This window comes from Okeania sp. SIO3I5 (assembly GCF_010672085.1).
Classification (GTDB): domain Bacteria; phylum Cyanobacteriota; class Cyanobacteriia; order Cyanobacteriales; family Microcoleaceae; genus Trichodesmium.
Genome location: NZ_JAAHHT010000357.1, coordinates 1 through 6,936 on the forward strand (window position 1 = coordinate 1; position 6,936 = coordinate 6,936).

3 protein-coding genes and 1 pseudogene are annotated in these 6,936 nt (G+C 33.6%); 3 read left to right on the plus strand and 1 reads right to left on the minus strand.

The window, feature by feature from the left end:
• Positions 1-546: 546 nt before the first annotated feature.
• Together F6K40_RS37590 and F6K40_RS37595 are read left to right on the plus strand one after the other, a co-directional pair.
• Positions 547-2,763: a serine/threonine-protein kinase gene (locus F6K40_RS37590; RefSeq protein WP_293144537.1), complete on the plus strand. Its 2,217-nt coding sequence runs from the start codon at positions 547-549 to the stop codon at positions 2,761-2,763.
• A gap of 457 nt (positions 2,764-3,220) precedes the next feature.
• Positions 3,221-4,039, plus strand: coding sequence for an SAM hydrolase/SAM-dependent halogenase family protein (locus F6K40_RS37595; protein ID WP_293144540.1), 819 nt, complete (start codon positions 3,221-3,223; stop codon positions 4,037-4,039).
• A 300-nt stretch (positions 4,040-4,339) separates the two neighbouring features.
• Here F6K40_RS37595 and F6K40_RS37600 read toward each other — a convergent pair whose 3' ends face one another.
• On the minus strand, positions 4,340-6,169 hold the full coding sequence (locus F6K40_RS37600) for an AAA family ATPase (RefSeq protein WP_293144543.1): 1,830 nt from the start codon (positions 6,167-6,169) through the stop codon (positions 4,340-4,342).
• Between the two features lie 390 nt (positions 6,170-6,559).
• On the opposite strand from F6K40_RS37600, the pseudogene F6K40_RS37605 reads away from it, so the two are divergent.
• A pseudogene (locus F6K40_RS37605) lies at positions 6,560-6,936 on the plus strand (hybrid sensor histidine kinase/response regulator); the annotation flags it as partial.

Below are 6,936 nucleotides of genomic sequence, written 5' to 3' on the forward strand. Positions count from 1 at the left end.
AATTGGTGAGATACAGTTTTAGATCCCCCCTGCCCCCCTTAAAAAGGGGGGAGTCTTCAAAGTCCCCCTTTTCAAGGGGGATTTAGGGGGATCGTAACTGTACCTCATCTTTATGAGAAATGCTATATAAAATAATTGCTTTAAATTACTATAACATCAAAGTTTTGGGTTCATCAAATATCACTTTTGAATTTTAAATTTTGAATTTTGAATTTTAAATTTTGAATTTTAACTGATGTCACCAATACTTTCAAACTTAGTAATATTAGTAATATAAAATAATTGCTTTAAATTACTATAACATCAAAGTTTTGGGTTCATCAAATATCACTTTTAAATTTTAAATTTTAAATTTTGAATTTTGAATTTTAACTGATGTTACAAATACTTTCAAACTTAGTCAAGATATTAGGGAGTAGGGAGTAGGGAATAAGAAGCAATGTGACAGAGAAAAACTTTTTTTTGACTTTTGACTTACATCTTTTCCCTACTTTTACTTAAACTTATCTAAATTGTCAAGAAAAAAGGTATAAAATAAATCACAAAATGTATAGTATGAACATGATTGGTCAACTGCTAGATGGACGTTATCGTGTCGTTGAAGTTCTGAGTTCTGGTGCATTTGGACAAACCTATTTGGCTGGTGATACTCGTCGTCCAGGGCATCCTCAATGTGTGGTCAAGCAACTAAGAGCTCCTGGTAATAGTTTTACATTAGTTAGAACTGCCCACCGTTTGTTCAAGCAAGAAGCAGAAATATTAGAAAAATTAGGTAGACATGATCAGATTCCTTTATTATTAGCTTATTTTGAAGAAAATAATCAATTTTATTTAGTAGAAGAATTTATTCCCGGAACACCATTAAATAAAGAAATTATTCCTGGTAAACCTTGGCAAGAAAAACAAGTAATTCAACTATTATTAGAAATCTTAGAAGTTTTAGAATTTGTACATGGACATGAGGTGATTCATCGGGATGTTAATCCATCAAATTTAATTAGACGTCAACCAGATGGAAAATTAGTTTTAATTGATTTTGGTTCGGTTAAAGAAGTTAGTCATCGGATCGCAGAAGCAAATGGAGAAGCACAACGAACCATTGCTACAGGTACTCCCTCCTATATGCCAATGGAACAATTTCAGGGGATTCCTCAATATAATAGCGATCTGTATGCAGTAGGCATGATTGCTATTCAAGCTCTAACAGGTATTGCTAGTGCTGAACTACCAAAACTACAAGACTTGAATCCATCAAATCCTAGTGGTATTGTCTGGCGCAATAAAGCAGAATGTTCCTCAAATTTAGCTGATATCCTGGAAAAAATGGTACATTACCATTACACCAAACGTTACCAGTCTACAGAAGAAGTTGTCATAGCGCTACAAACAATGACTGGGCGTCCTCAAACAGTGATATCACGGCAAGAACCTCAAAGTCAAGAATCGGCAAGTTCTGAAACTCCAACAACTGTATTCAGAATGGCATCCCGTCCATTATGGTTGATTTTATTTGGTTTTGCCAGTGTGGGGGTGATTGCAGTGCTGATTGGAATAGTAAGTTTTTTAAATCGCCCCAACCCAATGAGAGCAGAGAAACTATTTGAAAAAGGGGTGGAAAATGCCAGAGATGGTAATCAACAAGCAGCAATTTCTGACTATAACAGAGCAATCAAACTAAATCCTAGTGAAGCAAAGTATTTCTACAAACGGGGTAATGCTTATTACGAGTCAGAAAACTACCAAAATGCTATTGATGATTACAGTGAAGCGATCGCTCTTAATCCTAGCTATGTTAATGCTTATTTTAACCGAGGTGTAGCTTATTTCGATCGACAAAATTATCCGGGAGCGATTGATGATTTGACTCAGGTATTGCGTTTGAAACCTCAAGATGCTGAAGCTTATTACAAACGAGGGTTGGTTTATTATAAATCCCAAAACTATGACGCGGCAATTAAAGATTACACTCAAGTGATTCGACTGCAACCGAATGATGTGGATGCTTATCAGAGTAGAGGGGTAGCTCGTGCAGCTAATAATGATTTACAAGGATCAATAGCAGATTACACTGAGATGATCAAAATTCAACCTGAAAAAATAGATGGTTATTATAGAAGAGGTAGAGCGAGATTTTTTCTGGGAGATTATCAAGGATCTCTAGATGATTATAATCAAGTTATTAAAATAGATCCTCAGAATGAAGATGGTTATGCTAGACGTTGTAGCACTTACTTGAATTTGGCAGAGTATGAAAAAGCTGTATCTGACTGTACTGAAGCAATTCAAATTAATTCTGAAAATGGAGTTGCTTATAATAATCGCTGTATTGCTTATCTAAATTTACAAGAGTATGAAAAATCTATATCTGACTGTACTCAAACAATTAAACTTGAACCCCAAAATCCTCAAGGTTATACTAACAGAGGTTTAGCTTATGCTTCTGCTAATCAACTACAAGAGGCGATAGAAGATTATACTCAAGCAATAGGATTAAGTCCAAACAACGCTGAAGCTTATGCAAATCGCGCTAATGTTTATTCTGCACAAGAAAACTATCAGCAGGCGATCGCTGATTATGTTCAAGCTATTAGACTTAACTCAGAATATGCTGCTGCTTATTACAATAGAGGGTTAGTTAGGATTAATATTGGAGATACAAAAGGAGCAATTAGTGATTTTGAAAAAGCAGCTCAACTTTATTTAGAACAAGGACGGACAGGAGGTTATAGAGATGCTCAATATCAAGTCGAAAGATGGAGATGATTAATAATTAATAATTAATAATTAATAATTAATAATTATTAATTACCTCTTCTTGAAAAGAAGAGGATTGGTTAAAAAGGAAATTTTTTCTTTTTTTCTCCTTGAAAGGAGAGGCTTTGAACCTTTATTTTTCGGGAAATAATGATGGGTCAAGTAGAATAATTGATTTTTTTTTGATTATTGTAGATGTCTATTGTAATAAAGGTTTTAAGGTAGCTTCGTCGCGTAAGCGAAACATCTCAAGTGAAAACTATTGATTGATTTGGATTTCAATTTTATCAATTTCCTAACACTTTTTTATAGTGTTATATCAGGGTGTACTGCTATAGTTATTAAACAGACCTCTTGCAAAGGTTTAAATTAAATCAATTCAAGATATGAAGTGAAAAATTTCATCCCCCTATTCCCTATTCCCTATTCCCTATTCCCTGACTTCTGCAAGAAGTCTAACAGAATAATGTCAAATAAAAAAATCATCACACTCTTAACTGATTTTGGATTAAAAGATGTCTATGTCGGTGTAATGAAAGGTGTAATTGCTCAAATTAACTCTAATCTAAAAGTAATTGATCTTACCCATGAAATTCCTCCGCAAAATTTATTTGCTGCCAGATTTTGTTTGCAAAATGCTTATCCTTTTTTTCCTCGAGAAACTGTTCATGTTGCTGTTGTCGATCCGGGGGTGGGTAGTACAAGAAGAGCGATCGCTATTCAACTGTCTACAGGTTTTTTAGTCGGACCTGATAATGGTATTTTTAGTGGAGTTTTGGAAGGTTTAGAAATGGAAAATATTGAGGTAGTTTCTCTTACTAATTCTGAGTATTGGCGGACAAAAACACCGAGTACAACTTTTCATGGTAGAGATATATTTGCTCCTGTTGCTGCTCATATTGGTAGTGGGGTAAAGTTAGAAAATTTGGGAGAAAAAATTAATCCAGAAAGTTTGGTGAAGTTGTCTTTAAATAATATTACTTTTACAGATTCAGGTATTAGGGGTTGCGTTCAGCATATTGACCATTTTGGCAATATAATTACTAATATTTCTAGTAGTTATGTTTTCGGGAAAAATTGGTCGGTTGTTGTTAATAATAATGTTGATTTTTCAGCGGGTAAAACAATTTCTAGTGGCAATACTTATGCTGACTGTAAACCAGGGGATTTGATTACAATTATTGGGTCTCATGGTTTTGTAGAAATTGCTGCTAATGGTGGTAGTGCTGAGGAGCAACTTAATTTAAAGTATGGGGATAAAGTTGAAATTTGTTTTACCGATTAGGTAGGGACGTTGCATGCAACGTCCGTACAGATTAGAAAAAAAGTTCAGTAGGGTGCGTTTTGCTACGCAACATGTTTGCGGAGCATTCCGTTAGGAAAAATGAAATGTAACGGACTGCCTATCCTAAATATTTCGGTGCGTTACGCTTTGCTTTTTATGTCCCGCAGGGAAACGCACTCTACTGGATTGTTTCATGTAAAAATGTTCATTATAATTGTCATTGCGAACGACAGTGAAGCAATCTCCAGACACTTTTATATTGCATCATTTAAGATGAAATAATCCACTACTAGACCTCTCTTATTCTTGGATTATTTCTTTTAAAAATTCAGCCAGTTTTTGTAAATAATTCTGCTCATGTTCGAGCAACCAATTCGTAATTTCTAGAGAATGTTTTGTTTTCCGATACTCAACAGTATTATTAGAAAATTTAGAGAAAATTTCTTTAATTACTTCGGCTCCATTGACTTGAGATTTCCAATTTTTTAATACACAATTTTTTGGCAAGAACAATTTTTGCTTCTCAGCTTCATCAATATAATTTTTTATATCCGCTACAGCTATTTCAAGAGATGGATTTTCTTGCTTTAATATCTCGAAAATTGCTTGAGGATGGAGTAAATAATTTTCATAACTACAACGTTCTAAAAACTTGACTTTTTCTTTACCCCGTCTACTAATATCTTCCTTTTCTTTTTTCGTTCTATTTTCACTATCTAAAATAAACGTAGTTGCTGGAGGCAATAAAGTCTTTCCGCCACTCAATCTATCATAAATATCGAAAAAAGTATCGGCGCGTTTGCCTGCTAAATCTCCAGTATTTTTTACTGCGATAATTTGTATACTTTTCATTGAAAAATAACCAAATTTTTCTAAAATTCTGGGAAAACAAAGTTCTTCAGTCGGACCTTCTACCCACAAAATTGCATCGGCACCAAATACATCAGATAACCTTACTCCTAATTCTGTTAAAAGGGCGCGTAATTCTGTTGTTTCTTTTGAGTTAATAATTTTAGTTTTAGTTTCACCTTCGGAATAAGATAATTGTAAAATTGTTGCGGGGTTAGCTTCGGAAATAACTGTGGGTGAATGGGTGGCGATAAAGTATTGATGTTGGGGAAATTTTTTAAAGATATTTATTAATTTCCTAATCAAACTTGGATGTAGAAATGATTGAGGTTCATCAATAATAATAATCTTTGGTTCTAAGGCAGTTACTATTACATAAAGTATAGCTAAAACTTGACTAACTCCTGTTCCACAGTCTGCTAATTTTAATGCTAAATCTTCTCGTTTTCTGTCGAATGCTTCTGGAGACCAGACTAAAACTTCTAGGGGTGTTTGACGTTTCGAGCTAGCAAAAACTTCTTTGATTTCTGGAAACAAAATATTCGCATACTTGTTGAATTTTTCATAGATTTCTTCTTTACCTCGCGCATCAATTTGATCGACAACTTCGGCTAAATTACTAGCATCAGGCTTAAGTATTAAACTACTCCCAAAAGAACGGCTATCAATATGAAATCTTTCGGCATTAAGTTTGTATATTTGACCTTTTAATTCATTAAATAAAATTTGAGGGAAAGGCTTGTTGCTGTATTCAAAAATATGAATTGGTTCCTTCAGCTTAAATTCTCCCGTTTTTTCTGTATAAAGATAAAATACTGTCTTTGTGTGTAGAATACTAACACCCAATTCATTACGAGGAACTGATTGATATAAGTTTATATCTTCTGGAAAATCCGAGATAACTACACTAGGTTTATTGTTATAGTTACAGACAGTAACTTCTATGTCTTTAACCTTATTAAACCATTCCTGAAAAATAGTCAAAGCATTTTTATTCTCGATATAAATTTCTCTTTCATCAATCAATGCAGAAATATCTGACTTTTCTAATCTGAAAGTAATATTAGCAACTGACTTATCCGCAAATTCCGAGTCAGGAATATCTCTCATTCTAATATTGCGATAAGGATTATCTTCAAACTCTAATCCCAGACTTTCCAATAGAGCTGTTTTACCAGAATTATTCGTACCCACAATAATATTAATACCTGGCTGAAACTCTAACGAACCAGAATCTCGAAACGACTTATAATTCAATATCTGAAACTTAGAAATATACATACTATCCTCCTCAAAATTTCAACAAAAAAAACTGCTAGAAAACCTTCTCTAACAACACCAATACTTATTATACTACATAAAACATACTTTGTGTCGTATTAAATTACCGAAAAATTTTGGTTTAAAGCCTTCCCTTGGATAGGGGATAATAAATAAAAATTTTTATGATTAGTCAATCCTATCAGTTTCAAGGAGAGCTAATTATTAATTATTCATTATTCATTATTAATTGTTGAAAACTGTAGCTTTACTAAAAAATAATAACAACCCTCGAAAACCATGAAAAAATTCCAGCTATTATTCTCCATCTTTCCGAGAAGTGGAAATCAAAAAACTGGGAAGTTACAATTAAACAAACTAAGCAAAATTAGGTGGTAGTCATCAAATCCTATGGCCATAAATTCGGCTCCTACAACTTTTATTCCCCGTATCAGAATCAGTAGACGCATACCTCTACGAGCTATTTTAATAGTACCTTTCGTAGTTCAAATTTTTGGGGCAGTAGGTTTAACAGGATGGCTATCTCTACGCAATGGCCAGCAAGCAGTTAATGAAGTTACAACTCAATTAAGAAATGAAGTTAGTACCCGGATTCACGAAAGACTAGAAGATTATTTAGAAGCACCCCGCATTATTGCTGAAATTAATCAAAATGCGATTAATTTAGGTCATTTGAATATTCAAGATACAGCTAGTTTGACTCGGCAATTTTGGCAACAAAGATTTTTATTTGATTCAGTTAATATTTCTGCTATTTATTTTGGTGG